Source organism: Arthrobacter sp. MDT2-3, from assembly GCF_059090465.1.
This window is the reverse complement of sequence record NZ_JBNHFS010000009.1, coordinates 1-24,878: the sequence shown is the minus strand read 5'-3', so window position 1 is coordinate 24,878 and position 24,878 is coordinate 1. Positions and strand designations below refer to the sequence as shown.

Sequence of the window (24,878 nt, the reverse complement as noted above, 5' to 3'; positions counted from 1 at the left end):
ACCTTAGTTCTCGAACTCGGAAAGCGGCGGGCAGGAGCAGATCAGGTTCCGGTCGCCGGCCGCGCCGTCGATGCGGCCCACCGGCGGGAAGTACTTGTCCTGCTTCAGTGCCTTCACCGGGAACACGGCCTGCTCACGCGGGTAGGCGCGGTCCCAGTCACTGCTGATGGCAGCCGCGGCGGTGTGGGGAGCGTTGCGCAGCGGGCTGTCAGCAACGGAGAAGTCGCCCTGGGCCACCTGGTCGATTTCACCGCGGATGGAGATCATGGCCTCGATGAAGCGGTCGATCTCGCCGAGGTCCTCGGATTCCGTGGGCTCCACCATCAGGGTGCCCGCAACGGGGAACGCCAGGGTGGGGGCGTGGAAGCCGTAGTCGATGAGGCGCTTGGCCACATCCTCAGCTGTGACGCCGGTCTTGGCCGTGAGCTCACGCAGGTCCAGGATGCACTCGTGGGCCACCAGGCCGCCTTCACCGGTGTACAGGACCGGGAAGAAGTCGTTCAGGCGGGCAGCGATGTAGTTGGCGGCGAGCAAGGCGGACTTGGTGGCCTCGGTCAAACCATGTCCGCCCATCAGCTTCACGTACGCCCAGGAGATGGGGAGCACGCCGGCGGAACCGTACTTGGAGGCGGAGATGGGGACGTCGTTGCCTTCGGTCCAGGTGGCCGCGTTGCCGGGCATAAAGGGCGCCAGGTGCGCCTTCGCAGCGACAGGGCCGACGCCGGGTCCGCCGCCGCCGTGCGGGATGCAGAATGTCTTGTGCAGGTTCAGGTGCGAGACGTCGCCACCGAACTTGCCCGGCTGCGCCAAACCGACGAGGGCGTTGAGGTTTGCGCCGTCAATGTAGACCTGGCCGCCGGCAGCGTGGATGGCGTCGCAGACTTCGCGCACGTCGGCGTCATACACGCCGTGCGTTGACGGGTAGGTGATCATGATGCAGGACAGGGCGTCCTTGTTGGCCTCGATCTTGGCGTACAGGTCGGCGTGGTCGATGGTACCGTCGGCGGCGGTGGCCACCACAACCACCTTCATGCCCGCGAGGACAGCGGAAGCGGCGTTGGTGCCGTGCGCCGACGCCGGGATCAGGCAGACGTTGCGCTGCTGGTCCCCGCGCGAGTGGTGGTAGCCGCGGATCGCCAGCAAGCCGGCGAGCTCGCCCTGGGAACCGGCGTTGGGCTGGATGGACACCTGGTCGTAGCCGGTGATCTCCGTGAGCTGCGCTTCGAGGTCCGCGATCAGTTCGCGCCAGCCTTCGGTCTGCGAGTCCGGGGCGAACGGGTGGATGGAGGCGAACTCGGGCCAGGAGATGGCTTCCATCTCGGCTGTGGCGTTCAGCTTCATGGTGCAGGAGCCCAACGGGATCATGGTGCGGTCCAGCGCCAGGTCCCGGTCGCTGAGCTTGCGGATGTAACGGAGGAGCTGGGTCTCCGAACGGTAGGTGTTGAACACGGGGTGCTGCAGGAAGTCGGAGGAGCGTTCGACGGCGGCATCCAGGCCGAACCCATCCGCCACCTCAGCCAGCCCGGCACCAAAGGCGGCCAGGACGCCGTCGACAATGTCCGCGGTTGTCGTTTCATCGGTGGAGAAGCCCACCGTGTGCGCGTCGATGCTGCGCAGGTTGATTCCCCTGGCCTCTGCTGCGGCGATGATGCCCGCGGCCTTGCCGGGAACGGAGACCGTGACAGTGTCGAAGAAGCTGGTGTGCACTACCTCCAGGCCGGCGGCCTTGAGCGAAGCGGCAAGGGTCCTGGCGTGGGCGTGGGCGGACTGCGCAATCGCCTTCAGCCCCTGGGGTCCGTGATAGACGGCGTACATTGAGGCCACGATGGCCAGCAGGGCCTGCGCGGTGCAGATGTTCGAGGTGGCCTTCTCGCGGCGGATGTGCTGCTCGCGGGTCTGCAGGGCCAGGCGGTAGGCAGGAGTTCCCGCGGAGTCCTTCGAGACGCCCACCAGCCGTCCGGGCATGGAGCGTTCAAGGCCTTTCTGGACTGCCATGTAGGCGGCGTGCGGGCCGCCGTAGAACAGCGGGACACCGAAGCGCTGTGCCGAGCCGACGGCGATGTCCGCGCCCTGCTCACCGGGGGGCGTGATGAGGGTCAGCGCGAGCAGGTCGGCCGCGACGGTCACGAGGGCGCCGCGCTGCTTAGCGTCGGCGATCACGGCGCTGTGGTCAAACACCCGGCCGGAAGCCCCGGGCTGGTGCAGGACCACGCCGTTGATGGGGCCGTCGGGCAATCCCGTGGAGAGGTCCGCCACCTCAACCTCGAAGCCGAGTGCCTCGGCGCGGCCCTTCACGATGGCGATGGTCTGCGGCAGGCAGTCGGCGTCCAGCACAGTCTTGCCGTCCCGCACCTCTTTGTTTTTGTTCGCGCGGCGCATCATCAGCACGGCCTCGGCCACGGCGGTGGCTTCATCCAGCAGGGAGGCGTTGGCGATGGGCAGTCCCACCAGGTCCTGGACCATGGTCTGGAAGTTCAGCAGCGCTTCGAGCCGGCCCTGGGAAATCTCGGGCTGATAGGGCGTGTACGCGGTGTACCAGGCCGGGCCTTCGAGGATGTTGCGGCGGATCACCGGCGGCGTGACGGTGTCGTAGTAGCCCTGGCCGATCATCTGCACGGCGGTCTTGTTCTTGGCTGCCAGAGTGCGCAGTTCGGCGAGCGCCTCCACCTCGCTCAGTGCGCCCTTCAGTTCCAGCGCGGAGTCCTGGCGGATGTCCTTGGGGACCGCGGTATCCACCAGCGCGTCCACGGTGTCGTAGCCCACGGCCTTGAGCATGGTGTCGACGTCGGCCTCCCGGCGTGCGCCGATGTGCCGGTCAACGAAGGTGGCAGCAGCGGGGGCGGCAATAGCCGGAGAGGCGGGGGCCGGAGATACAGTCACGGGGAACTCCATAGCTAAGGCGGCATCAGGGTACGCCGCATCGATTCGGGTTCCTCCCCGCTCTGTATTGGACCTGAGAGTTTCCGCGTTGCCTGCATCCGCTGGCCCCGCTTGCACCGTCGGTGAGCACAGCAGTCCAGGTATCCGGGGAACCGGATGCCAGGCGGACGGCCTGCTACTTTCCAGAGTTGCCTCGCCGCGGCGGTACATGGGCCTGTGAGATTCCTGGGGAGGTATTGCTCCTACGGCGCCTGCTTGTACCTTCTGGCAGAACTCTCCCGCCGCAGATCAAAGGCTATTCATTTGGGTTTTCCTGGTGGCCGGCGACGGCCCACACATGCAGTAATTCTCCTATGCCGCGGGCTCAGGAGCAAATACCGGCTAGCCCCTGAGCCTCTCGACGGCGGCCAGGAGTTCGTCGACCTCGGCCTGCCTGTCGCCGGCGTTTCCGGACGGCCCGCTTTCCCACATGGCGTTGAAGTACAACCCGTCCCCCATATACAGGACGGCCTTTGCCATCGCAGCGCCCACGTCCTTGCCGATCAGGTCCAGCCATTGCTGCTGGATGACTGCGAAGCGGCGGCGGGCATCCTCGTGGGCCACCTCGGCGAGTCGCGTCACGGCGACAAAAGAACGGTCCATGGGGGTATCGGACCAGAGGGAGGACCGGATGAAGTAGGCCGCGGCCCCCTCGGGCGCGGCGGCCATGGCTGCGAGGTCATCTCCTGCCAAGCGGTCCAACCGCTCCAGGGTGGCAGTGATCAGCGCTTCCTTGTTGGGGAAGTGGTACAGCAGGCCGCCCTTGGAGACGCCGGCCCGCTTTGCCACCGCATCCAGCGTGGCGGCCCTCTCCCCCACGTCGATCAGGAGTTCTTCAAAGGCATCGAGGACTGCATCTCGCGCTACGGGTTTTCGGGGCATGCCTCCCATCATGCATCGCGGGTAGTGGATTTCTTAACTATACCGTCTGGACGGTATAGTTATTCCATGACACCGTCCACCGCCTCCCAGCAAGCACTCACCCGCACTGCCCCGACGGCCCCGGATCCCACCAGGGGCACGTGGCGCGACTGGCTTGCGCTCGGGCTGCTGATGTTCCCTGTCCTCCTCGTGGCAGTGGACAATACCGCCCTGACGTTTGCGCTGCCGGCAATTGCGCGCACGCTGGGAACCTCGGGAGTGGAGCTGCTGTGGATTGTGGATGCCTATCCGCTGGTGCTGGCTGGATTGCTCGTGGCCATGGGGAGCCTGGGCGACCGGATTGGACGCCGGCGGCTCCTGATCATCGGCAGCATCGGCTTTGCAGCCGTATCAGCAGTAACGGCCTTCGCTCCCAGCGCCGGCTGGCTGATTGCCGGACGCGCGGCCCTGGGTTTCTTCGGCGCCATGCTGATGCCCTCCACACTTTCCCTGATCCGCAACATTTTCGTCGATCCCAACCGCCGGCGGCTGGCCATTGCCATCTGGGCTGCAGGGTTTTCCGGCGGCGCCGCCCTGGGCCCAATATTTGGCGGGTGGCTCGTTGAGCAGTTCTGGTGGGGAGCGATACTCCTGGTGGCCGTGCCCATCATGCTGCCCCTGCTGGCCTTCGGACCCGCATTCATCCCCGAGTCCAAGGACCCAACACCTGGGCGGGTGGATGCGCCGAGCATCCTGCTCTCGCTGCTCACCATGGTTCCGGTGGTCTACGGCATCAAGGAATTCGCCACCGAAGGTGCCGGACCGCTGGCCCTGGGCAGCCTGGCCTTCGGCCTGGCAATGGGTGCCACTTTTGTCCGGCGGCAACAGCGGCTCAAGAGCCCGCTGCTGGACATGTCCTTGTTCCGCAACCGGGTGTTCAGCATGGCCATCACGGCAAACGTCCTGGCCCTGTTCTCCTTCAACGGCTTCATCCTCTTCCTGGCCCAGCACCTACAGCTCCTTGAGGGCATGTCCCCTTCCGCTGCGGGAATGGCAATGATTCCGGCGCTGGTGGCAACCGTCGTGGCGGGCCTTGCGGTGGTGCCGGTGGTGCGGAAGGTCCGGCCGGGTTTCGTAGTGGGCACCGGCCTGGCCATGAGCGCCGCAGGCTACAGCATGGTGACGTTCGGCAGCCATGCCGACGGGCCGGCACTGCTGCTCGCTGCCCTGCTGGTCCTGGCCCTGGGCGTGGGAACGGCCGAAACCATCTCCAATGACCTCATCCTTGGCAGCGTCCCGGCGGAAAAATCGGGGGCAGCCTCGGCGATCTCGGAGACAGGCTATGAGGTGGGCGCACTGCTGGGAACTGCCGTCCTGGGCTCCATCCTGACCGCCTCCTACCAGCAGAACCTGCAGCTTCCTCCCGGAGCGGTTGAAGCCGCCGGCCAGGGCAGCGCGCATGCCAGCGAAACCCTGGCCGGCGCCATGGAACTTGCAGCCGGGTTGCCGGCACCCTTGGCGGACGCCGTCCGCCATGCCGCCGGCTCCGCTTTCGACTCCGGCGTGCACGTCACCGCGGCGATCGGGCTGGTGCTGATGGCGACGGCGGCAGTCCTGGCCGCCGTCGTGCTCCGGAAGGTGCCCAAGGCACAGTAGGGGCGCAGGCTGCATAACGGGCTCGCGCGGGCAGGCATAAAAACAGCGCCCGGCTCCGGACTTCGTGTCCGGGCCGGGCGCTGAAGGCCGTGCGTGGTGCCCCGCTGGCTAAGCGTCAGGTGCCGTGACGCTCGCCGTCGGCTTCATGGTTTCGGCGTTCACCATCCAGGCGAACTGCTCGAACTTGGCGATGAACTCGTGGAGCAGGTCAGCCGACGTAGGGTCTTCCTCGTCTACTTCATCATGGACCTTCCGCATGGTGCCTACGGCAGCTTCCAGGGCTGCGACAATCCGCTCGATGGCATCCTTGGTGCTAATCAGGCCCGCAGGAAACGGAGCGAGACTGGTGGACTCCGCCACGGTGGAGCTGCGTCCATCCGGGAGGGCATGCAGCGCGCGCATCCGCTCGGCGGTATCGTCGGCAAACTGGCGGGCGGCGTCGATGATCTCGTCCAGCTGCAGGTGCAGGTCGCGGAAGTTGGTTCCCACGATGTTCCAGTGGGCCTGCTTGCCCTGGAGGTGCAGCTCGATCAGGTCCGTCAGCACAGCCTGCAGGTTGTTGGTCAGTGTCGGTGAAGCTTTCATGCGTCCTCCTCGATTGGTCCAGTAATCCCGACGCTACCAGCCCGGCACCGGGCAGAGGACGGTACCTCCGGGAAATTTCTCAGTGAGCTTACTAATTCCTTTTTCCCGACATAAACGAACGCGATTCATATCTCCCCTTGCATCCGGGGCGATGGGACCGCATACTAAATGAACGTCATTCATTTAGTGACCGTCGTCTCACTGGAGTAGCAAACATGATTGAAATTTCCTGCCTCGACGCACCCGCTTCCCTGGCACGGACATCGCCGTCCAGCCGGAAGGCCCTGCGCGTTGGCGTGGTCCAGCACCGGTGGCAAGCTGACAGCGCCGCTGTCGAGGCCGAACTCAACGAGGGCATCAGCCGGGCCGCTGCACTGGGAGCCTCTGTGGTTTTCCTCCCGGAGCTCACGCTGTCGCGCTATCCGGCGGACACGCGGCCGCACAACGATCCGGCAGAGGGGACACACCGTACCCGGCCCTCGGACATCGCCGAAGACCTGCTGACGGGGCCTACCTTCCGCTTCGCCGCAGACGCCGCCCGCCGTCACGGGGTATCGGTCCACGCGTCCCTGTACCAGCGGGCAGAAGACCCGGACGGACAGGACGACGGGCTGGGCCTGAACACGGCCATCCTGGTCTCGCCGGAGGGCGAACTCCTGGCGCGGACCCACAAGCTCCACATCCCCGTCACCGCCGGGTACTACGAGGACAAGTTCTTCCGGAAGGGCCCGGCAGCGGCTGACGCCTACGAAGTGCACGCCCCTGCCGAACTCGAAGGCGCCCGGCTGGGCATGCCCACCTGCTGGGACGAATGGTTTCCTGAGGTGGCCCGGCTGTACTCGCTGGGCGGTGCTGAAATCCTGGTCTACCCCACGGCCATCGGCTCCGAACCGGACCACCCCGATTTTGACACCCAGCCGCTCTGGCAGCAGGTGATCGTAGGAAACGGCATCGCCAACGGGCTGTTTATGATCGCGCCCAACCGCTGGGGCAGTGAAGGCACCCTGAACTTCTACGGTTCATCCTTCATCTCCGACCCCTACGGCCGGATCCTCGCCCAGGCACCCCGTGACGCGTCCGCCGTCCTCGTGGCCGACCTGGACCTGGACCAGAGGAAGGACTGGCTGACCCTGTTCCCCTTCCTGGCAACACGCCGTCCGGACACCTACGGCCGCCTCACCGAGCCCGTCCGCCCGAATGAATCCATCGGCGGCGAGCGCGGGTTCGCGGAGGTGTGCTCGTGACCGCCCCCGCGGCACAGCAGGACGCGGCTGTCCCGGCGCAGGCCGGACAGTGGCAAATGCCCGCCGAAACAGCGCCGCAGGAGCGGCTCTGGATGGCGTTTCCCGCCGGCGGCTACACCCTTGGCGAGTCCACTGAGGCTGCCCACGCAGCAAGGTCCACCTGGGCTGCAGTGGCGAACGCCGCCGTCGAATTCCAGCCCGTCACCATGGTGGTGGATCCCGACGACGTCGAAACGGCCGCCGCCTATCTCCACCCTGAGGTTGAGGTACTTGCAGCCCCGCTGAATGATGCGTGGATGCGCGACATCGGCCCCACTTTTGTCCTGGACGGCGCGGGAAACCTTGGCGCCGTGGACTGGGTGTTCAACGGCTGGGGCGCACAGGACTGGGCGCAGTGGGACAAAGACGCCCTGGTCGCCGGCGAGGTGGCTGGCCGCTCCGGGGCACACCACATCGTGTCGGCGCTGGTCAACGAGGGCGGCGGCATCCAGGTCGATGGCCAGGGAACGGTCCTGGTGACGGAAACAGTACAGCTGGATCCCGGACGCAATCCCGGCCTCAGCCGGGCCGACGTCGAGCTGGAACTGGCCCGCACCATCGGCGCCACCCATGTGGTGTGGCTGCCCCGCGGCCTGACCCGGGATTCCGAGCGCTTCGGCACCCGCGGCCACGTGGACATCGTGGCGGCCATCCCCTCGCCCGGCACTCTGCTGGTCCATTCCCAGAGGAATCCCGAACATCCGGACTTCGAGGTATGCCGGGAAGTCATCGACTTCCTGCGCGGCACCACGGACGCGGCCGGCCGGACGTGGAACATCATCGAAGTCCCCGCCCCCGAAACACTCCGGGATGAGGAAGGCTTCGTGGACTACAGCTACATCAACCACGTGGTGGTCAACGGCGGAGTGATTGCCTGCAGCTTCAACGACCCCCAGGACGACAAGGCCCTGCAGATCCTGGCCGAGGCCTACCCCGGACGGCGTATCGTCGCCATTGACGCACGCGAGCTGTTCGCCCGCGGCGGGGGTATCCACTGCATCACCCAGCAGCAGCCTGCTGCCTCCCAGAAAGTGGTGTCATGACAGAAACCATCCGCACCGGGACAACCGCCGCAGGCGGGCATGCTCCCGGTACTGCCCACGGGATCACCCCGAAGGGCCTGAAGGGCGGGCAGCTGGGACTCCTCGCCGTCGTCGTTCTCGGCATTTCCACCATCGCCCCCGCCTACACGCTCACCAGTGCGCTGGGCCCCACCGTCAACGAGGCCGGGCTCCAGCTGCCGGTCATCTTCCTCATCGGGTTCATCCCCATGATCCTGGTATCGCTGGCCTACCGGGAGCTCAACGCCGACTCCCCGGACAGTGGCACCACCTTCACCTGGGTGACCAAGGCTTTTGGCCCCTGGGTGGGCTGGATGGGCGGTTGGGGGCTCCTTGCGGCCAACATCATCGTCCTGTCCAACCTGGCCGGCGTCGCCGTCGACTTCTTCTACCTGTTCCTCTCGCAGCTCACCGGCCAGCCCGGACTGGCCGACCTGGCGGCCAACAAAGCCTTGAACGTGCTGACCTGCTTTGTGTTCGTGGCCCTGGCGGTCTGGGTCAGCTACCGCGGGATGCACACCACCAAGCTGGTGCAGTACGGCCTCGTGGGGTTCCAGCTGCTGGTCCTTGGCCTGTTCGTGACCATGGCGTTCGCCAACTGGTCCAGCTCCGAAACGGCCATCCCCTTCAGCTGGGAGTGGTTCGATGTCACCAAGATTGAAACCTTCGGCCAGATCGCTGCCGGCATCTCGCTCTCCATCTTCGTGTACTGGGGCTGGGACGTCTGCCTCACCGTGAACGAGGAAACGGCTAACGGCAAGAAGACCTCCGGCCTGGCCGGCACCCTCACCGCCGTCATCGTCCTGGCCATCTACCTGCTGGTCAGCATCGCCACCATGATGTTCGCCGGCGTCGGAGACACCGGCAACGGCCTGAACAACACGGAAATCCACGAGAACATCTTCACAGCCCTGGCCTCGCCCATCATGGGCCCGTTCGCCATCCTGATGTCCCTTGCAGTCCTCTCAAGTTCCGCTGCCTCCCTGCAGTCCACGTTTATGTCGCCCTCGCGCAGCCTGCTGGCCATGGGCCACTACGGTGCCCTGCCGAAGCCGTTCAGCCGGATCAGCACGAAGTTTGCAACACCGGGCTTCGCCACCGTCGCGGCGGGCGTTATGTCGGCGGGATTCTACGCCGTGATGCACGTGGTCAGCGAAAACGTCCTCAATGACACCATCCTGGCCCTGGGCCTGATGATCTGCTTCTACTACGGCCTGACTGCCCTGGCTTGCGCCTGGTACTTCCGGCACAGCGTCTTCACCAGCGCCCGCAACTTCGTCCTGCGGCTCCTGTGCCCGGTGCTGGGCGGGGTGGGCCTGTTCGTAGTGTTCTTACAGACGGCCGTGGACAGCTGGGCGCCTGAGTTCGGCAGCGGCTCTGAGGTCTTCGGCGTGGGGCTGGTCTTTGTCCTTGGGGTAGGCATCCTGGCCCTGGGTGCGGTGTTCATGCTCATCATGGCCCGGCTGCACCCAGGCTTCTTCCGCGGCGAAACCCTTAAGCGGGATACTCCGGCCCTGGTTGTCCCGGAGTAGCCCCTAACAGCAGCGCACACAAAAGGTGCCGCACCCCCGATCGTTGGGGATGCGGCACCTTTTGGGTGGTGTCACCAGAAGTGCGCCACGTCCACAATCAGCCGTGAGCCGGATCCCGGGCCATCGAGCGTGAACACACGGTAGGGCAGCCGGGCGCGGACGCCCAGACCGATGGTTGTGTAACCTTCAAAGCTGCCCGCCCAGGCGAGTTGACGGAAGGTCTGGTAGCCGTTGACGTTGGTCAGTTCGGCCTGGTTGGCCGGGCTGTACGTGGCATTGCCGTTGTCGTCGTAGGACGGGGCGGTCACCGTGACCTGGAGGAACGCCTGCCCCCGGAGAGGAACCGGATTTCCGGAACCGTCCTGTGTCACGGTGTGGACGTAGCGGGCTTTGTAGCCGGCAACATCACCTTTAAGGTCAATCACCATCCGGTCGAAGCAGTAGTGCTGCCCGGTCCGGATGTTGGTGACGGCGGCGGCGCTCATGGTTTCAACGGCTTTCGCCTTCGAACCCCATTGGAGACCGCAATACGATGTGGTTGCCGAGGCGGGCCCCGGAACCAGAATTCCCAGCCCGACAGCCATTAAGAGCGCCGTGAGCCAGATGAGGAGCTTTTTCATTGTGGTGCCATCCATGTTTGGTGGAGCGGTTGGATAGCTCAAGAGTAGGAGCGCAGGACTGCCGAAACGAGGGTTGTGGCCGCTTCGGCGCGCAACCGTGAGGAAGCCAGGATCCGCATCACGCGGCAGTAAATCCGGGGCCTTTTTGCCGCCGTCCTTAACCGTTCCGGTGCCGTTTCTGGACCCGGCCGTTATGCCGGATAACGGTGCCGGAAAGACGAAACAGCGCCGGACGCCCAATGGAGTGTCCGGCGCTGTTCTTCGTATGGAATTTCAGCCTTCGCAATCGCGGCAGTACTTCATGCCGTTCTTTTCGCGGGCCACCTGGGACCGGTGGCGGACCAGGAAGCAGGAGGAGCAAGTGAACTCATCTGACTGCTCCGGAACAACGATGACTGTCAGTTCCTCGTTGGAAAGGTCGGCGCCGGGCAGGTCGATACCCTCGGCCGTGTCATTTTCATCGAGGTCGATCACTGCCGTCTGCGCGTTGCCGCCACGGGAGGCTTGCAGGGCCTCCAGGGAGTCGGCGGGAGACTCTTCTTCTTGCTTGCGTGGAGCATCGTAATCGGTAGCCATTGCATGTTCACTTTCGTTGCTGCACAGCGCCATTTCAGGCACCTCAGTGAAGCAGTTTAGGTCATTATGCCCTCACGAGCGCAAAAGTGTGCTCAACCAGACATACTGCCCGGTTCCGCCGCAGATATCAGGTGCTTTTCCCGCGCTTGGTCTGCTCCGACAGCCACGCCGCTGAGAGCCGGAAGCCAGCCCCACCGCGTCGCATCTGCCATGGCATCTGCAGCTTGGCCGGGAGTGTCGCAGTAAAAGGTATCCGCGAACCAGGCCTGGATACGGGCTGGAAAGTTAGCTGTCATGCCCCCGACCGTACGCAGCCAATGTTGTGGCCGCGTTTCGTCCCTGTCTCGCGGACATTAATCCTGTTCTCCTGTTGAAAGCGGATGCGGCCTTGGATTCGGGACGGCCGCGGCCGAAAGAAGAGGCTATTGACCGGCCCGCGGAACTGCTCCTAAACTCCGGGCATCGGGATCCCCTGTGAGTAGTTTTCGCCCTTTGACCCGGAAGCATCAGCGATGGCCACAGTTCATCACCACGATCCGGAACGTGACGTCCAGCAGTCACTGCATGAGTTGCGAGTGCGGCTGCAGGGACCCTTAATCGAGCCACAGGATCCGCTGTACGAGGAAGCCCGGGCCGTATGGAACGGCATGGTCGATCTCCGCCCACGAGCCATCGCAAAGGCTGGGGCAGTCTCGGACATTGACGTTGTTCTGGATACTGCGCGGCGCAGCGGGCTGGCGCTGGCGGTCCGCGGCGGAGGGCACAACATTGCCGGCCACGGAACTGTTGACGGCGGCCTGGTGCTGGACTTGGGATCACTCCGGGCTGTCCAGGTGGACTCTGAACGACGGCTCGCCACCGTTGAGCCGGGAGCTACCCTGGCTGATGTGGACCGGGCAACGGCCGCACAGGGGCTGGCTGTTCCGCTGGGGGTCATCAGTGGAACAGGGGTGGCAGGACTCACCCTTGGCGGCGGGGTGGGCTGGCTGACCCGAACCGGAGGCCTGAGCCTGGACAACCTCGAAGCCGCGGACATCGTCACCGCCGCAGGCGAACACCTGCACGCCAGCGCGGACGAGAACGCGGAACTGTTCTGGGGGCTGCGCGGCGGTGGCGGAAACTTCGGCGTCGTATCCTCTTTCACTTTCCGCGCCCATCCCCTGCCGGCGGCACCCTTGGGCGGCAACCTCTTCTACCGGCGACAGCACTGGAAGCACGCCCTGCTGGCCTTCGATGCCTGGACCCGGGACCTGCCCGATGAGATGAACCCGATCATCTCCTTCCTGGTCTTTCCGCCCGATTTCGGCATGGGCGACGAGCCCTGGATGATTCTTGGATTCGCCTGGGCCGGCGACGACCACCAGGCCGGCCTCAACCTCGTTGACCAGCTCCGGGCCGATGCCCCGCCTGACGAGGAGGAAGTGGGGCCCACGTCGTGGCTGGACTGGCAGAGCGCCATGGACGCGGTGTTCCCCAAGGGCTCACGCGGCTACTGGAAGAACGTTTCGTTTTCGCGGCTGGACGAGGAGGTGGCCGACGTCGTGGTGGGTTTCGCCTCCGAGCTGGCGTGGCAGGGAACCGGTATCGACATCCACCACCTGGAGGGCGCGTTCGGGCGGGTCCCGGAGGAGGCAACAGCGTTTCCGAACCGGTCGGCGCGTTACTGGCTGAACGTTTACGGGTTCTGGCGTGAGGCCGCCGAGGACGAGCGGCTGACCGCCTTCGCCCGCAAGGCCTACGCCCTGATGCGGCCGTTCGCTGAGCAGGGGGAATACGTCAACTTCCTGGGGGCGGAGCTGGGCATCAAGGAGGCGGACGCCGCGCGGAGTGCCTACGGCCAGGATAAGTACCAACGCCTCGTGGCACTCAAGAACCGCTATGATCCGCAGAATCTCCTGCGCCTGAACCACAACATCCCGCCGACGCAGGCGTGAAACGTCCCTCAGGATGGACTGCCGCTCTGAGCCCCCTGTCGGATTCGAACCGACGACCCCCGCTTTACAAGAGCGGTGCTCTGGCCAACTGAGCTAAGGAGGCATTGCCCTTGCGGGCGAGCGCCTGAACGGCGCTAGATAAGGTTAGCCCAAGTCTTCCCGGTGGTAAAAACGCCGCCTCAGTTCCGGCACGGAAGAAGCGGGCAACGGAAAAGCCCGCCTCCGGAAGCGTTCCGGAGGCGGGCCCCTCATGTTCGGCGGAGACCGTTAGGCCTTGGCGTCGATGGCCGCCTGGATCTCAGCGTTCAGGTCGGTTGCGCCGTCCCACTGCTTGCCGTCAATGAAGACGGTAGGCGTACCGGTGATACCCGTGTTCGCTGCCAGCTCGGTGGAGTACTTCACGTAGGGGCGGAAGGTCTTGTCGTCCACGCAGCTGTTGATGTCCGCACCGATGTCACTGGCAAGGGACTTCAGCTTGTCGTCAGAGAGTCCGGCTCCGCCTTCGGCAGGCTGGTTGGCAAAAAGAACGTCCACATATTCGGCGTACTTTTCCGGCGCCTTGTCGGCTACGCAGGCGGCAGCGTTGGCGGCGCGTGAGGAGTAGTTGGTGCTGGACTGGCGGTCCAGGAAGCCCAGCGGACGGTACTCCATGCTGATCTTGCCTTCATTACGGAGCGTGGTGAGGGCTTCGTTGTAGGTGTTTTCAAACCGCAGGCAGACCGGGCAGATGAAGTCGATGTAGGCAATCACCTTCACGGGCTGGCCGGCCTCGGCCTCGGCGCCAGGTGCCACCACCGGGCTGGGCTGCGCATCCGGCTTGGCCGGCAGGTTGGCCATGTCCACCGTCGCCGTGTCTGTCTTCTTGACTTCGGTGTTGGCCAAGAGGGTCACACCACCGTTGACGTTGGCGCTGGCAGGCACCGGGCCCTGGTCTGCGATGGGCGTGTTCTGCCGGATGCCCGTCGTCACCACCAGCGCGATCACCGCCAGGATGGCCACAACGGCCACCACAATTCCCCACCCGATCAGCAGCTTGTTGCGCTTGTCCTTTTTCAGCTGGGCTTCACGGATCAGCCGCGCTTTCTCGCGGGCCTCCGCGGTTCGCTCAGCTTTGGACTTACGTACTTCGTTTGCGGGGCTCATGTGTTCCTTGGGTCGATTGACGAGGGGGACCAATTCGTGGCAACCCCATTATTTTAGGGGAGAAAGCTGAGAGCTTGCCTTTTCAAGTATTCTGCCGGATTGACCAACGGACGAATAGCATGGAAGATTCCGTCCCGTTAGGGTGGGCTGAGAGGCACAAGCAACCCCAGGGGGCCGCAATGCAAACACCCGTCCAGGAAAAACCTGCCACCGCAGCCGGGTCCGGCGCCGCCGGCTCCGGCCGCAGCGGGAAAACAAAGTATGACTTCATGGTGGTCTCGAACAGGCTGCCCGTCGACCGCTGCGCCCCGGGCGAAAGCGGCGACGACGGCTCCGGGTGGCGCCGGTCCCCCGGCGGCCTGGTGACGGCACTGGCGCCGATGATGACCAAGACCGACGGCGCGTGGGTGGGCTGGCACGGCGCCCCGGATGAGACGGTGGAACCGTTCAGCCACGGCGGCATGGACCTGGTTCCGGTCCAGCTGAGCGCTGACGACGTAGAGCTCTACTACGAGGGTTTCTCCAACGCCACACTGTGGCCGCTCTACCATGACGTCATCGCCCCGCCGGAATTCCACCGGACGTGGTGGGATGCCTACCGCACGGTCAACAGAAGGTTCGCCGACGCCGTCGTACGCCATGCTGACGATGGCGCCACTGTGTGGATCCAGGACTACCAGCTGCAGCTGGTGCCACGGATGCTTCGGGAGGCGCGGCCGGACCTCCGGATCGGCTTCTTCAACCACATCCCGTTCCCCCCGCCGGAGATCTTCGCCCAGCTGCCCTGGCGCCAGGCCATCATCGACGGCCTCCTCGGCGCGGACCTGGTGGGCTTCCAGCGGCCCAGCGACGCCGGAAACTTCATGCGCTCCGCCCGGCGCTTCCTGGGCGCCAGTGTCAAGCAGCAGCAGGTACACGTTAAGGGCCAGAACGGGGAAATTACCCACATCGCCCGCGCCCAGGCGTTCCCCATTTCCATCGACGTCCAGCAAATCATGGAGCTGGCCCAAAAGCCCGAGATCATTGAGCGCGCGCGCCAGATCCGCCAGGACCTCGGCAACCCGAAAACCATCCTGCTCGGAGTGGACCGCCTCGACTACACCAAAGGCATCCGGCACCGGCTGAAGGCGTTCGAGGAACTCCTGGCCGACGGCAAGCTGTCCGTTGGTGATGCCACGCTGATCCAGGTGGCCAGCCCCAGCCGCGAACGCGTTGAACAGTACCGGCTCCTGCGGGAGGAGGTTGAGGGCACGGTAGGCCACATCAACGGCACCTACGACACCCTCGAGAACACCGCGGTCCGCTACCTGCACCACAGCTACCCTGTGGAGGAGATGGTGGCCCTGTACCTGGCAGCGGACGTCATGCTGGTAACCGCCCTGCGGGACGGCATGAACCTGGTGGCCAAGGAGTACGTCACGGCCCGCACCAACAACGACGGCGCCCTGGTGCTCAGCGAGTTCGCCGGCGCGGCCGACCAGCTCAAACAGGCGCTGCTGATTAACCCGCACGACATCGATGGCTTGAAGGGCGCGATCATGCGGGCTGTGGAGCTGCCGCCCCGGGATGCCTCGCGGCGGATGCGGGCCATGCGTAAGCAGATCCTTGAGCACGACGTGGACTACTGGTCTGCCGAGTTCCTCCGGGCCCTTGAGGAGAAGGCGGTCCGTGATGACTCCTGAGGACCGGGCCGGCAACGGCAAGTTGGCACTGACACCTGAGCTTCGCGAGGCCCTTCGGCGCGTCGCTGCAACGGATCACTTGCTGGTGGCCATGGACTTCGACGGCACCATGGCTCCCATCGTGGGCCACGCCGACGACGCCCGCCCCCTTCCCCGCGCCGCCACGGCGTTCGCCGGCCTCGCCGTGCTGCCGAGGACGACAACGGCGCTCATCTCCGGACGCGCCCTTGCGAGCCTGCGCACGGTCGCGTCGCCCCCGGTGGACACCCTCCTGATCGGCAGCCACGGGGCAGAGGCCTGGCTGGGGCCGGGATCGACCGGACTGACGCTCGATGAGGAGCAACAGGCCCTGCTTGCCGAGGTCCGCAGCATCCTTGCGGAAATCGTCGAGGAGGCACCAGGCACCAGGCTGGAGGACAAGCCCGCCGGGGTGGTCCTGCACACGCGACTGGCGGACGACGACGTGGCGCAGGACGCGGTATCTGCCGCGCGCTCGGTGCTGGAGGGCCGCAAGGGCGTCTTCCTCAAGGACGGGAAGCGCGTCCTGGAAACCTCTGTGGTCAACGCCTCCAAGGGCGAGGGCGTTACCTTCCTTCGCCAGGTCACCGGGGCCACCGCCGTCCTGTTTGCCGGCGACGACACGACGGACGAGGATGCGCTGGCCCGGCTGGAGCCCGGGGACGTGGGCGTGAAGGTGGGCCTGGACTTCACCCAGGCCCAGTACCGCGTGGAGGCACCGGTGCACGTGGCGGAGATGCTGGAAGTGCTGCTTCAGGAGCGGAGCCTTGCTGTTGCCGAGGAAGACCAACAGGGCTTTCAGGGCAGAAGTTGAGCAAGGTCATATGTGACGTCCGTAACATTTGCGACTAAAAGCACAACATCTGACATACTCTTGCTTGTGATGTGGCGCACAAGTACCGTGCGGCGTCACTCGACGCTCTCCAACCCCGGTTGAAGAACGTTTGCAGCACAAAACTGAACAAACATGAACCATTCACAACGGATCGTCCGGCACGTACCTGCCGGTGAAGGGATTGATAACTGTGGCTACAGTTACTTTTGATAACGCTACGCGTCTGTACCCGGGCACAGAAAAGCCCGCCGTCGATAAGCTCAACATCGACATCGCCGATGGCGAATTCCTCGTCCTCGTTGGACCCTCCGGTTGCGGCAAGTCCACCTCCCTGCGCATGCTCGCAGGTCTTGAGGACGTCAACGCAGGCCGTATCCTCATCGGCGACCGCGACGTCACCGACGTTCCGCCGAAGGACCGCGACATCGCGATGGTTTTCCAGAACTACGCGCTGTACCCGCACATGACTGTGGCCGACAACATGGGCTTCGCCCTGAAGATCGCCGGCGTCTCCAAGGAAGAGCGCGCCGAGCGCGTCCGTGAAGCTGCCAAGCTCCTTGACCTCGAGCCCTACCTGGACCGCAAGCCGAAGGCGCTCTCCGGTGGCCAGCGCCAGCGTGTTGCCATGGGCCGCGCCATCGTCCGTAACCCGCAGGTCTTCCTCATGGATGAGCCGCTTTCCAACCTGGATGCCAAGCTCCGTGTGCAGACCCGCACCCAGATCGCATCCCTGACCCGCCGCCTGGGCGTCACCACTGTCTACGTGACGCACGACCAGGTCGAGGCAATGACCATGGGCGACCGCGTCGCTGTGCTGAAGGACGGCCTGCTGATGCAGGTGGACACCCCGCGCAACCTGTACGACAAGCCCAAGAACGTCTTCGTGGCCGGCTTCATCGGCTCCCCCGCCATGAACCTGCTCGAACTGCCGGTCGTCGACGGCGGCGTGCAGTTCGGCGGCACGGTTTACCCGGTACCGCGCGACGTCCTCCAGGAAGCACATGGCTCCACCGTGACGCTGGGCTCCCGCCCGGAGGACCTTGAGACCGCTCCGCACGGCGAAGGCCTGAAGGTAGAGGTCGACGTCGTCGAGGAACTGGGTGCCGACGCTTACGTCTACGGCCACACCACCCTTGACGGCAAGGACCACGACATCGTGGCACGTGTCGACGGCCGCCGCCCCCCGATGAAGGGCGAGTCCATCTACGTCCGTCCGCAGTCGGGCCACGTGCACCTGTTCGACACCAAGACCGGCCTGCGCCTGGGCGACTAGTCCCCACCGCATAAACCGACGGCGGCCCTCCTTGACTGGACGGCCGCCGTCGGCCTTTAACCGTGCCGGCAGAAGAATTAGCTGGCCACGCCTACGTACGGAAGAATTGACCCATGACCGAGGAATACAGCGCCCAGTGGCACGACGAACCCACCGACTATGGGCAGGTGGGGAAGCTGCCCCGGTTCGTGGCGGCGAGTGCGGACGACGGCAAGCTCGCTTCGGTCTCCAGTTCGCTGAACATTACGGCAGCAGCGGCTGATCCTGAACTGCTTGACCTGCCGTGGCACATCGCGCTGGAGGACTGGCCAGCGGAGAACCTGGCTGCCCTCCCCCGCGGCATTTCCCGGCACATCGTCCGCTTTGCCCACCTCGGCGGCTCGGTGATCGCCATCAAGGAAACCTCGGAGCACGTCGCCCGGCATGAATACCACATGCTCCGCAAACTGGCACGGCTGGATGTTCCCTGCGTCGAGCCCGTCGCCGTCATCACCGGCCGCACCACCTTGGACGGCAGGCCGCTGAACCCGGTGCTGGTCACCAGGCACCTGAAGTTCTCCATGCCGTACCGCGCCCTGTTCTCGCAGATGCTCCGCAAGGACACGCTCACCCGCCTCATCGATGCGCAGGCGCTGCTGATGGTGCGGCTGCACCTGATTGGCTTCTACTGGGGCGACGTCTCGTTGTCCAACACCCTGTTCCGCCGCGATGCCGGGGCCTTCGCCGCCTATCTGGTGGACGCCGAAACCGGTGAGTTGTATCCGGACCTGTCCACGGGCCAGCGCGAGTACGACCTGGAAATCGCACGCGTGAACATCGCCGGCGAGCTGATGGACCTGCTGGACGGCGGGCTGATCGAGGAAAAGGTCGACCCCGTGGCCACGAGCGAGCTGATCATGGACAGCTACCGCCGCCTGTGGGCAGAACTGACGGAGAAGGAGTCCTTCGAACTCGGTGAGCGGTGGCGCGTGAGTGCCAGGATCCGCCGGCTCAACGAACTCGGCTTCGACGTCGAGGAATACGCCATCAAGACCACCCAGAACGGGTCCACCATCCAGCTGCAGCCCAAAGTGGTGGACGCCGGACACCACCAGCGGCGGCTCCTGCGGCTTACGGGCATCGACGCGCAGGAAAACCAGGCCCGCCGGCTCCTTAATGACATGGACTCCTTCCGGGCGGACAACAACCCGGACATGGACGAGGAATACAGCGCCCACCTCTGGGTCAGCCAGATCTTCGAGCCGATCGTCAGGTCCATCCCGCGGGACCTTTCCGGGAAGCTGGAGCCCGCAGAAGTGGTGCATGAGGTCCTGGAGCACCGCTGGTACATGTCCGAAAAGCAGGAACGGCACATCCCCCTGGCCGAGGCCGTCCAGTCCTACATCGACTCCATCCTCCGGCACCGCCGGGACGAGGCCGCGATCATGCTTAACCCGGACACCGGGCTGCTGAAGATCCTCGAGGTGGAAACTGAAGAGTCCCGCTACGGCGCAGACGAGTCGATCGAGGAATACCCGGACTCGGACGACTAAGGCTAGATTGCCTTGCCGGGATTCAGGATGCCGGCAGGGTCAAACAGTTCCTTGATCCTGCGCTGGAACTCCCGGACCGGTTCCGGCTGCTCCTGGCCCAGCCACCGCAGTTTGTACTGCCCCACGCCGTGTTCCCCGGTAATGGTTCCACCCATTTGCAGGGCTGCGGTGATGGATTTATCAAGGACCTGCTGGAGCCTCGCCATGGCGGCGGTATCCACCATGCTGTCCTTCCGGTCTATCCAGAAGGTGGGGTGCAGGTTGCCGTCGCCCGCGTGGGCCACCACCTTGAGGTGCACGCCGTGGCTGGCGGCCATGGCCTCAAGGGCAGCGACGTAGTCAACCAGCCGGGAGCGGGGCACGGCGACGTCCTCTCCCACTCTGTACTCATCATCCACTTCCACGCCCCTGCTGTGCCGTCTGAGCTCCACCAGCCGTTCTGCCTCCGCGCTGGCTTCGGTGGTGACAGTTGCCCCGCCGGCCTTCAGGACCTCCCGGACCACTTCCGCCTCGGCTGCGGCACCGAAGCCGTCCGTCTGGACCAGGAGCAGGGACTTGCCGCGTGCCGTAAGGTCCGATCCGTGGATCTCATCCAGCTGGGCCAGCGTACCGCCGTCAAGCAATTCCATGATGGCGGGCTGCACCCGTGCCCTGCCTACGGCAAGGACCCCGGCCGCGGCGAGACGGAAGTCCGGGTAGAAAGCGGCAACTGTGTGCACTTCCCGGGGAAGATACTTCAGGCGCACGGTCACGCCCACCACAATGCCAAGTGTTCCTTCCGAGCCGACGAACAGGCCCGTCAGGTCATAGCCAGTTACGCCCTTGAAGGTCTGGTGGCCGGTATGGATGAGGGATCCGTCAGCCAGCACTACGTCCAGCGCAAGGACAGAGTCCCTGGTGACCCCGTATTTGGCGCACCGCAGGCCGCCTGCGTTGGTGGCAACGTTGCCGCCGATGGTCGAGGTGCGGAAGCTGGCTGGATCCGGCGCGTACATCAGGCCATGCACCGCTGCCGCCTCATTTAGCACGGCATTGATGACCCCTGGTTCCACCACTGCTGTTTCGTCGTCAGGATTCAGGTCCAGGATCTGGTCCATGCGTTCGAGGGACAGGATGATGCAGCCCCGGGTGGCATGGGCACCGCCGGAGACTCCGGTCCCGGCGCCCCGAGGCACGATTGGCACTGCACTGTCCGCGCAGATCCGCACCACAGCCTGTACGTCCCGCACTGACTCCGGGAACACCACCGCCAGCGGGAGCTGGTAGTCGAGGATGGGCGCCTGGTCCACCGCGTACCGGCTGAGGGTCGCTTCCGCACGGTCCACCTGGCCGGCCGCCAGTACGGTCTCCAGCTCCTCAACTACGCTTCCCACGAAGCCTCCATCCGTCGTCGCACACGTCCCACCAGTGTAGGACGGTGCTGTGGGGCGGCAGCGCGAAGGGCTCCGCTGGCGGTAGTAAGCGTTTGAAAAACTCTTGCAAGCGCTTCCAGTGCCTGACCTGCGAAAAGGCTGATTCTGAGCGGCTGCCCCTGTCTTCGGGTGTGGAAGCGTTTCCATAATCGGCGGCAAAGCGTCTAAGCTTACTTCCATGTCTGTCGAAACTGTGACGCTCACCACCACTCCCCGAACCGGGCCGCTGACCCTGGTCCACCAAGAGGACAGCCAGCCCGGCTGGTGGCGCTCCGCCGTGATTTACCAGGTCTACCCCCGCTCGTTCCGTGACCTCAACGGCGACGGCGTGGGGGACATTGCGGGCATCACAGAGGAACTGCCGCACCTGGCGGACCTCGGAGTCGACGCTGTATGGTTGTCCCCCTTCTACCGCTCCCCCCAGCGCGACGCCGGCTACGACGTCAGCGACTACTGCGACGTGGACCCGATCTTCGGCACCCTCGGTGACTTCGACGTCATGATGGCCGAATCCCACCGGCTGGGCCTGCGCGTCATCGTGGACCTGGTGCCCAACCACTGCTCGGACCAGCACCCGTTGTTCCAGGCAGCCCTCGCGGCGCCGGCCGGCAGCCCGGAACGGGAGATGTTTATCTTCCGCGACGGCCTTGGACCTGGCGGCCATGAACCGCCCAATAACTGGCAGTCCCACTTCGGCGGACCAGCCTGGACCCGAGTGACCGGGCCGGACGGCCAGCCGGAGCAGTGGTACCTGCACCTTTTTGATTCATCCCAGCCTGACTTCAACTGGGACAACCCCGCCGTCCGCACCGAATTCGAACGGATTCTCCGGTTCTGGCTTGACCGCGGCGTTTCCGGCTTCCGCGTGGACGTGGCCCACGCGCTGGTCAAGGCCCCGGGGCTCCCCGCGTGGGGAGGTCGGGCCGACGGCGGAAGTTCGGACGGATTCCCGGGCCATGAGGCACCGATGTTCGGCCAGCCGGCCATCCACGGGATCTACCGTGAGTGGCGCAGGATCCTGGACCAGTACGGCCCGGACCGGATTCTTTGTGCAGAGGCCAGCGTTGACCTCCCCCGGCTTGCGCAGTGGGTCAGGCCGGACGAGATGCACCAGGCCTTCAACTTTCCGTACCTGCACGCAGGGCTGGATGTATACCGGCTGCGTTCGGTCATCACGGACTGCCTGACGGTCTTGGACGCCGTCGGCGCTCCCAGCACCTGGGTGCTTTCCAATCACGACGTCGTCCGGCACGCCAGCCGCTTCGGCTATAACGGGCATGGGCCCCGCGATGGTGACGGCATCGGACCCGCAGATCCGCAGCCGGATACGGCCTTGGGCCGGCACCGGGCCGCTGCTGCCTCGCTGTTTATGCTCGGGCTTCCGGGGGCGGCCTATGTCTACCAGGGTGAGGAGCTTGGACTTCCGGACGGCATCGACATCCCTGAGCACCTTCGCCAGGACCCCACGTTCGCGAGAACTGGCGGGGAACGGCTGGGCCGGGACGGCTGCCGGGTTCCGTTGCCATGGCGCGCCAACGAGCGCCACCTTGGATTTGGTTCCGGGAGCGACCCCTGGCTGCCGCTGCCTTCCTCGTTCAACGGACTGGCACGGGACGTACAGGCCGAATCGCCGTCGTCGCACCTCGCCCTGTACCGGCGCATGTTGGCCGTCCGCCGCGAGCTGGATCTGGGTCGTGGGTCATTGGCGTGGGCGGAGGATTGGTGCACCGGTTCATCCCTGGCGTATGTTAACGGCACTACGCTGGTGCTTATGAACCTTAACCACGAGCCGCTGGAAATGCCTGCGGGCCAGGTCCTCGTCCGCAGCACCTCAACAGCCTCGGGTCTCCTTGCGTCGGGCGAAACCGCCTGGATCAGGATTGGATCGGACAACCCAGCAGAGTGAGCATGGCGGGCATCAAGGATGTTGCTGACAAGGCGGGCCTGTCCGTAGCCACCGTTTCGAGGGCGCTGAGCGGTAAACCGAATGTCTCGGCAAAGAGCCGAAAACTGGCGCTGGAGGCGGCAGGGGAACTGGGGTTTGTCCCGTCCTATCATGCCTCCAGCCTTGCCTCCGGGCGGAACCACAACATTGGCCTCGTGGTTCCCGCCATCCATCGCTGGTACTTCTCGTCGGTTCTCGAGGGTGTATCTGAAGTCCTTCTGGACGCCGGCTACGACCTGACCCTCTACAACGTGGGCCACGAGCCGGAGCATCGTCACCGCGTGCTCAACGATTTCCTGCTCCGGAAACGCCTCGATGCGGTAATTGCCGTGGCCCTGGTGCTCAGCGATGCGGAGATCCAGCAGCTGCTGGCCGTCCATCGCCCCATTGTGGGCATCGGCGGCGCCTTGCCCGGTGCTTCTACCATCAGGATCGACGACGAGCGGCTGGCCCGTATGGCCACCGACCACCTGGTCCGGCTCGGGCACACCCGGATAGCCCATGTCACCGGCAACGCGGCCCTCGACCAGGACTTCAAGCTGCCGGGTATCAGGCACGCGGGCTATCAGAAAGCCATGGCGGCCGCCGGCTTGGAGGTCCGCCCTGAATGGCAGATCGCCGCCGACTTCACTGTCCAGGGCGCATACACGGCTGCCCGCCGGCTACTAGGCACTACCCCGGAACGCCCCACAGCGGTGTTCGCTGCCTCCGACGAGATGGCCGTGGGCACTATCCTCGCCGCCCGGGACTTCGGCTTACAGGTTCCACGCGATCTCTCGGTGGTGGGCATGGACGGCCACGAATTGGGTGAAACGTTCGGCCTGACGACGATCGACCAGGACCCCCGCGGACAGGGCGCTTTGGCCGCCAGGACAGCCCTGCAGCTGCTTGAGTCCGCGAGAGAACGCGACGGAGCCCAGGTATCGCCGGATGCTGACCAGGAGTATCCGACCGAGTTCGTCATCAGGACCAGCACGGCGGTGCCGCCGGCCTGACTGGGGCAGCTGCCTTGACGTCAATGCCGTTGACCCCAAACTGCGGGGCCTGTCGTAGAATTTTGGGACTGCGTCAGGCTTTGGCCACGTCGGCGTCAGGGACGCCCATAAACCGGCAATACTTGGCAAGAATCGTCGGCCAGGCGGCAAGGTACCGTGCGCGCTCTGCGGCCGGGTTCTCGGCCCCTTCCCAGCCCTCGTGGAACACCCGTACTTCCGTGCCGTCAGCCACTGCCCGGAAGACCACCAGCAGTTCGGTGGACCACAGTGCGCTGGAGCCGGGGTGCCACGTGGCGTGGAAGGACAGCGGCGGTTGCCAGTCGTCGAGGGTGCCCCAGATACTGGTCCGGCCGTCGTCAGCTGTTTCAAGGATGAGGTTTTCCTCGAACTCCACATAGGACCCCGAGCCGTACACGCCGAACGTATCCAAGGGCCACCAAAGGTGCGTGTGGTCGGTGAAGCCGGCGAAGGCGTGAGCCACGCTTCCGGGCACAACCACTGTGTTGACCACAGGTTCGAGGAGCTCGATGGGACTCTTGTCATTGCTTCCGAAGGGTTTGCCGTGGCTGAAGAGGCTGTCCATGGTGTTCAACTCTACCCGCGCCACCCCTCCCCAACGCCCCATCACCTCCTGCGCCCTTCCCGGTCACGCCCCATCACCTCCTACGGGTTTTCGTCCAACCCTCCATCAGCTTCCACGGGTGTTGGCGTGGCGGGCGGACCTTTGGCGGGGTGTTCGACGGCGGCGTTTGGTGCGGGAGGTGATGGCGGGTTGCAGCGTTTGGTGCGGGAGGTGATGCCGGGTTGCGGCGTTTGGTGCGGGAGGTGATGGGGGGTTGCGGCGTTTGGTGCGGGAGGTGATGGCGGGTCGCACCAGGGGTGGGATCTGGTGGGCTGGCTGCCTTGGGTGCTGTGGTGGTGTTTTGTTTGTTAAATGCGGCAGGGCCCTGACGTCGTTTGTCAGGGCCCTGCTCGTAATTTATGTCCGGCGGTGACCTACTCTCCCACACCCTCCC

19 protein-coding genes, 1 tRNA gene and 1 riboswitch are annotated in these 24,878 nt (G+C 65.1%); of the genes, 11 read left to right on the top strand and 9 right to left on the bottom strand.

Annotated features, from left to right (window positions below; genetic code table 11):
* Positions 1–3: 3 nt before the first annotated feature.
* Both gcvP and AC5RUQ_RS19875 read right to left on the bottom strand, forming a co-directional pair.
* Complete coding sequence (gcvP, locus tag AC5RUQ_RS19880) at positions 4–2,892, bottom strand: aminomethyl-transferring glycine dehydrogenase (RefSeq protein ID WP_493948992.1); 2,889 nt, start codon at positions 2,890–2,892, stop codon at positions 4–6.
* 180 nt (positions 2,893–3,072) lie between these two features.
* Positions 3,073–3,171, bottom strand: a riboswitch (glycine riboswitch).
* 90 nt (positions 3,172–3,261) lie between these two features.
* Positions 3,262–3,801 (bottom strand): TetR/AcrR family transcriptional regulator, encoded by a 540-nt coding sequence (locus AC5RUQ_RS19875; RefSeq protein ID WP_493948991.1) that lies wholly within the window; start codon positions 3,799–3,801, stop codon positions 3,262–3,264.
* 66 nt (positions 3,802–3,867) lie between these two features.
* Between AC5RUQ_RS19875 and AC5RUQ_RS19870 the strand changes: the two genes are divergently transcribed.
* On the top strand, positions 3,868–5,436 hold the full coding sequence (locus tag AC5RUQ_RS19870; RefSeq protein ID WP_493948990.1) for an MFS transporter: 1,569 nt from the start codon (positions 3,868–3,870) through the stop codon (positions 5,434–5,436).
* A gap of 108 nt (positions 5,437–5,544) precedes the next feature.
* Here the strand turns inward: AC5RUQ_RS19870 and AC5RUQ_RS19865 are convergent, their stop codons facing one another.
* Positions 5,545–6,021, bottom strand: a complete 477-nt coding sequence (locus tag AC5RUQ_RS19865) for a Dps family protein (RefSeq protein WP_493948989.1) — start codon at positions 6,019–6,021, stop codon at positions 5,545–5,547.
* 215 nt (positions 6,022–6,236) lie between these two features.
* On the opposite strand from AC5RUQ_RS19865, the gene AC5RUQ_RS19860 reads away from it, so the two are divergent.
* Genes AC5RUQ_RS19860 through AC5RUQ_RS19850 form a run of 3 tightly spaced genes read left to right on the top strand, consistent with a single transcriptional unit; the run spans position 6,237 to position 9,897 of the window.
* Positions 6,237–7,265 (top strand): nitrilase-related carbon-nitrogen hydrolase, encoded by a 1,029-nt coding sequence (locus AC5RUQ_RS19860; protein WP_493948988.1) that lies wholly within the window; start codon positions 6,237–6,239, stop codon positions 7,263–7,265.
* A gap of 56 nt (positions 7,266–7,321) precedes the next feature.
* A complete protein-coding gene (locus AC5RUQ_RS19855; protein ID WP_493949078.1) occupies positions 7,322–8,347 on the top strand; it encodes an agmatine deiminase family protein in 1,026 nt (341 codons plus the stop codon).
* Entirely contained in the window at positions 8,344–9,897 is a 1,554-nt protein-coding gene (locus AC5RUQ_RS19850; RefSeq protein WP_493948987.1) for an APC family permease, read from the top strand. The genes AC5RUQ_RS19855 and AC5RUQ_RS19850 overlap by 4 nt, the downstream gene beginning before the upstream one ends.
* A gap of 71 nt (positions 9,898–9,968) precedes the next feature.
* Here the strand turns inward: AC5RUQ_RS19850 and AC5RUQ_RS19845 are convergent, their stop codons facing one another.
* Positions 9,969–10,517, bottom strand: a complete 549-nt coding sequence (locus AC5RUQ_RS19845; RefSeq protein WP_493948986.1) for an AMIN-like domain-containing (lipo)protein — start codon at positions 10,515–10,517, stop codon at positions 9,969–9,971.
* Between the two features lie 273 nt (positions 10,518–10,790).
* Positions 10,791–11,093 (bottom strand): DUF4193 domain-containing protein, encoded by a 303-nt coding sequence (locus tag AC5RUQ_RS19840; protein WP_163165722.1) that lies wholly within the window; start codon positions 11,091–11,093, stop codon positions 10,791–10,793.
* 512 nt (positions 11,094–11,605) lie between these two features.
* Between AC5RUQ_RS19840 and AC5RUQ_RS19835 the strand changes: the two genes are divergently transcribed.
* Positions 11,606–13,027, top strand: coding sequence for an FAD-binding oxidoreductase (locus AC5RUQ_RS19835; RefSeq protein ID WP_493948985.1), 1,422 nt, complete (start codon positions 11,606–11,608; stop codon positions 13,025–13,027).
* 29 nt (positions 13,028–13,056) lie between these two features.
* Here AC5RUQ_RS19835 and AC5RUQ_RS19830 read toward each other — a convergent pair.
* Both AC5RUQ_RS19830 and AC5RUQ_RS19825 read right to left on the bottom strand, forming a co-directional pair.
* Positions 13,057–13,130: transfer RNA gene (locus AC5RUQ_RS19830), tRNA-Thr, on the bottom strand.
* A gap of 164 nt (positions 13,131–13,294) precedes the next feature.
* On the bottom strand, positions 13,295–14,170 hold the full coding sequence (locus tag AC5RUQ_RS19825; protein WP_493948984.1) for a DsbA family protein: 876 nt from the start codon (positions 14,168–14,170) through the stop codon (positions 13,295–13,297).
* Positions 14,171–14,349: 179 nt separating this feature from the next.
* Between AC5RUQ_RS19825 and AC5RUQ_RS19820 the strand changes: the two genes are divergently transcribed.
* From AC5RUQ_RS19820 to AC5RUQ_RS19805, 4 genes are all read left to right on the top strand, one after another.
* A complete protein-coding gene (locus tag AC5RUQ_RS19820) occupies positions 14,350–15,852 on the top strand; it encodes an alpha,alpha-trehalose-phosphate synthase (UDP-forming) (protein WP_493948983.1) in 1,503 nt (500 codons plus the stop codon).
* Positions 15,842–16,684 carry a trehalose-phosphatase gene (otsB, locus tag AC5RUQ_RS19815; protein WP_493948982.1) on the top strand — a complete coding sequence of 281 codons (843 nt, stop codon included), beginning with the start codon at positions 15,842–15,844 and terminating at the stop codon, positions 16,682–16,684. Before AC5RUQ_RS19820 ends, otsB begins: the two co-directional genes overlap by 11 nt.
* Positions 16,685–16,895: 211 nt before the next feature.
* Positions 16,896–17,978 carry an ABC transporter ATP-binding protein gene (locus AC5RUQ_RS19810; protein ID WP_050056295.1) on the top strand — a complete coding sequence of 361 codons (1,083 nt, stop codon included), beginning with the start codon at positions 16,896–16,898 and terminating at the stop codon, positions 17,976–17,978.
* Between the two features lie 113 nt (positions 17,979–18,091).
* Positions 18,092–19,510 carry a DUF4032 domain-containing protein gene (locus tag AC5RUQ_RS19805; RefSeq protein WP_493948981.1) on the top strand — a complete coding sequence of 473 codons (1,419 nt, stop codon included), beginning with the start codon at positions 18,092–18,094 and terminating at the stop codon, positions 19,508–19,510.
* A 2-nt stretch (positions 19,511–19,512) separates the two neighbouring features.
* Here the strand turns inward: AC5RUQ_RS19805 and AC5RUQ_RS19800 are convergent, their stop codons facing one another.
* Positions 19,513–20,883 (bottom strand): FAD-binding oxidoreductase, encoded by a 1,371-nt coding sequence (locus AC5RUQ_RS19800; protein ID WP_493948980.1) that lies wholly within the window; start codon positions 20,881–20,883, stop codon positions 19,513–19,515.
* 217 nt (positions 20,884–21,100) lie between these two features.
* Here AC5RUQ_RS19800 and AC5RUQ_RS19795 point away from each other — a divergent pair, with 217 nt between their 5' ends.
* Both AC5RUQ_RS19795 and AC5RUQ_RS19790 read left to right on the top strand, forming a co-directional pair.
* The gene (locus AC5RUQ_RS19795) at positions 21,101–22,828 is read left to right on the top strand and encodes a glycoside hydrolase family 13 protein (protein ID WP_493948979.1); all 1,728 of its coding nucleotides are present in this window, start codon (positions 21,101–21,103) and stop codon (positions 22,826–22,828) included.
* Between the two features lie 2 nt (positions 22,829–22,830).
* On the top strand, positions 22,831–23,862 hold the full coding sequence (locus tag AC5RUQ_RS19790) for a LacI family DNA-binding transcriptional regulator (protein WP_493948978.1): 1,032 nt from the start codon (positions 22,831–22,833) through the stop codon (positions 23,860–23,862).
* Between the two features lie 73 nt (positions 23,863–23,935).
* Here AC5RUQ_RS19790 and AC5RUQ_RS19785 read toward each other — a convergent pair whose 3' ends face one another.
* On the bottom strand, positions 23,936–24,445 hold the full coding sequence (locus AC5RUQ_RS19785) for an SRPBCC family protein (RefSeq protein WP_493948977.1): 510 nt from the start codon (positions 24,443–24,445) through the stop codon (positions 23,936–23,938).
* Positions 24,446–24,878 lie beyond the last annotated feature (433 nt).

Excerpts from the sequence above, each read along its gene's own strand:
- gcvP (WP_493948992.1), bottom strand. The coding sequence starts at position 2,892 with ATGGAGTTCCCCGTGACTGTATCTCCGGCCCCCGCCTCTCCGGCTATT.
- AC5RUQ_RS19875 (WP_493948991.1), bottom strand. The coding sequence starts at position 3,801 with ATGCCCCGAAAACCCGTAGCGCGAGATGCAGTCCTCGATGCCTTTGAA.
- AC5RUQ_RS19870 (WP_493948990.1), top strand. The coding sequence starts at position 3,868 with ATGACACCGTCCACCGCCTCCCAGCAAGCACTCACCCGCACTGCCCCG.
- AC5RUQ_RS19865 (WP_493948989.1), bottom strand. The coding sequence starts at position 6,021 with ATGAAAGCTTCACCGACACTGACCAACAACCTGCAGGCTGTGCTGACG.
- AC5RUQ_RS19860 (WP_493948988.1), top strand. The coding sequence starts at position 6,237 with ATGATTGAAATTTCCTGCCTCGACGCACCCGCTTCCCTGGCACGGACA.
- AC5RUQ_RS19855 (WP_493949078.1), top strand. The coding sequence starts at position 7,322 with ATGCCCGCCGAAACAGCGCCGCAGGAGCGGCTCTGGATGGCGTTTCCC.
- AC5RUQ_RS19850 (WP_493948987.1), top strand. The coding sequence starts at position 8,344 with ATGACAGAAACCATCCGCACCGGGACAACCGCCGCAGGCGGGCATGCT.
- AC5RUQ_RS19845 (WP_493948986.1), bottom strand. The coding sequence starts at position 10,517 with ATGAAAAAGCTCCTCATCTGGCTCACGGCGCTCTTAATGGCTGTCGGG.
- AC5RUQ_RS19840 (WP_163165722.1), bottom strand. The coding sequence starts at position 11,093 with ATGGCTACCGATTACGATGCTCCACGCAAGCAAGAAGAAGAGTCTCCC.
- AC5RUQ_RS19835 (WP_493948985.1), top strand. The coding sequence starts at position 11,606 with ATGGCCACAGTTCATCACCACGATCCGGAACGTGACGTCCAGCAGTCA.
- AC5RUQ_RS19825 (WP_493948984.1), bottom strand. The coding sequence starts at position 14,170 with ATGAGCCCCGCAAACGAAGTACGTAAGTCCAAAGCTGAGCGAACCGCG.
- AC5RUQ_RS19820 (WP_493948983.1), top strand. The coding sequence starts at position 14,350 with ATGCAAACACCCGTCCAGGAAAAACCTGCCACCGCAGCCGGGTCCGGC.
- otsB (WP_493948982.1), top strand. The coding sequence starts at position 15,842 with ATGACTCCTGAGGACCGGGCCGGCAACGGCAAGTTGGCACTGACACCT.
- AC5RUQ_RS19805 (WP_493948981.1), top strand. The coding sequence starts at position 18,092 with ATGACCGAGGAATACAGCGCCCAGTGGCACGACGAACCCACCGACTAT.
- AC5RUQ_RS19795 (WP_493948979.1), top strand. The coding sequence starts at position 21,101 with ATGTCTGTCGAAACTGTGACGCTCACCACCACTCCCCGAACCGGGCCG.
- AC5RUQ_RS19790 (WP_493948978.1), top strand. The coding sequence starts at position 22,831 with ATGGCGGGCATCAAGGATGTTGCTGACAAGGCGGGCCTGTCCGTAGCC.
- AC5RUQ_RS19785 (WP_493948977.1), bottom strand. The coding sequence starts at position 24,445 with ATGGACAGCCTCTTCAGCCACGGCAAACCCTTCGGAAGCAATGACAAG.